Here is a 1,759-nt window from a genome sequence, read left to right on the forward strand (position 1 = left end):
CTCGCTAAATCTTTTTGTGTATATCCCAGCTTTAATCTACAATTTCTTATTTCTTTCCTAACTTTATAGCTTATAGAATTGGAATCATTAGTAGTCACTCTTTTTCACAGAAATAAACATATATACCCTGTTAAAAGATTTTTTGCTATAACTTAAGAAACTAAAAGTTTTGGACTGCAATTTATACAAAAAACAGTCCTACTACTTTTGCTCTAAAAATTAATGTTGCCTAGAGGTTTCTTTACTATCCACACGTGTTCTGTCCACCCATGACAATGTTTCGCTTGCACTATTTTCACTTGCCTCCTTTATTTGTTCTGTAACCTGCTCTTTACTCCACATGCCACATCTCGTAAAACTTCCTATTTCCACTGCTTCTTTGACTGTCATTCCACCAAACAGGCTGTTTTTCCCTACTACTTCCCCTTTTTTCTTTAGCTCAGCCCACTTTTCTTTATCTTCTACTTTTACCAATACTTGATTTTCGTCATCATGGCACATCCTGATGTTTAGCTCACCAATGCTTGTACGAAAGGTTATTATAACATCGCTACCGTCTGACATTCCGACATAGTTTCTCTTACCTCCTTGCTCACTTTTGACTTCAACCTCACTATTGCCCATTTTTATAATGTTACTTCCTAGCTTTACTAATCCGTTGTTTAGACCTAAATTTTTCGTGCCTTCTACTACCTTTGCAACCTCCACTATACTATCCTTGGAAAATTCCATAAAAAATATTTTGTTGTCTATTCTCACGTCTATCACGGTTCCTCCTTGAACAGCTTTTTCACCAGCTTTTTTTAATTCTTCAAGCTGCTTGTCTATCTTTGGTTGAACCTCTTTTTCCAGTTCATTATAAATTTCACCTATCAGTTTATTCTTCAATAGCCTTTCGTGAAACTCTGCTCCTTTTAACATTAGTTCATGCATTATCTTTTTCAGATCACCTTTTTCAAACTTGTGAAAATGTGTACCCAATATCACATACTCACCGAAGCTCCACTCTCCTTCACGACATGCATTTATTCTTATTCCATCAGCTAGAGCTTGATTCACTACTTTGTCCAGTTCATTTGCGCTTTTAGCTGTTACCACTTCACTTTTAAACCAGTTCAACTTTTCATTTTCCCTTTCACTTGGTTTTATTTTTTTCAAACCTGAAGCAAATGGATTTAAATCTTCTGCTTGATTACTTAATGGTTTTGTGCCATAAACATAATTAAGTCCTTTCCCAAAGTTGATTGGCTTTTCACTAGCATCTCTAGGGAAAGGCATTGTTTCTTTATCTCCTGGCTTTTTATCCTTATTAATTTTGCTCACAAAGTTAGCATTGCCATGACTTACACCCTCTAGAGCTTTTAATATTTCCGATAATCCTTTAAGATTCCCTGCAAAGGTAGGCCGCTTATTAGTACGACCTATTCCTTTAATAGTACTTAATGTTTCACCCTTAAAAGGTATTATTATTTTTTTATTCATATAATCTCCTCTATACTTTCTCATTAATTATAAATGATAACTAATGTATTTGCAAATATTTTCTGCATTTACTCTATGTGCAAACCCTGCTTTCTATAACATCCCGTTTTCCTTAAAACTAAAATGACTTATACTTGTAATAATAATGTGATCAACTAACCTAATATCTATAGTTTGACAAGCTTTAGCCAAGTTTTGAGTTACAGTTTGATCCTCATCAGATGGCTTCAACTTTCCTCCTGGGTGGTTGTGTGATATTATTATTGACGTTGCTTTT

At 34.4% G+C, this 1,759-nt stretch carries 2 protein-coding genes; both read right to left on the bottom strand.

The window, feature by feature from the left end:
- Nucleotides 1–219 precede the first annotated feature (219 nt).
- Nucleotides 220–1,482, bottom strand: a complete 1,263-nt coding sequence (locus tag IC220_RS07375; protein WP_223158811.1) for a hypothetical protein — start codon at nt 1,480–1,482, stop codon at nt 220–222.
- 93 nt (nt 1,483–1,575) lie between these two features.
- Nucleotides 1,576–1,759, bottom strand: a 184-nt coding sequence (locus IC220_RS07380) for a JAB domain-containing protein (RefSeq protein WP_304952517.1), incomplete at its 5' end; no start/stop codon positions are given.

This window comes from Wolbachia endosymbiont of Pentalonia nigronervosa, from assembly GCF_014534705.1.
GTDB lineage: Bacteria > Pseudomonadota > Alphaproteobacteria > Rickettsiales > Anaplasmataceae > Wolbachia.

Excerpts from the sequence above, each read along its gene's own strand:
- IC220_RS07375 (WP_223158811.1), bottom strand. The coding sequence starts at position 1,482 with ATGAATAAAAAAATAATAATACCTTTTAAGGGTGAAACATTAAGTACT.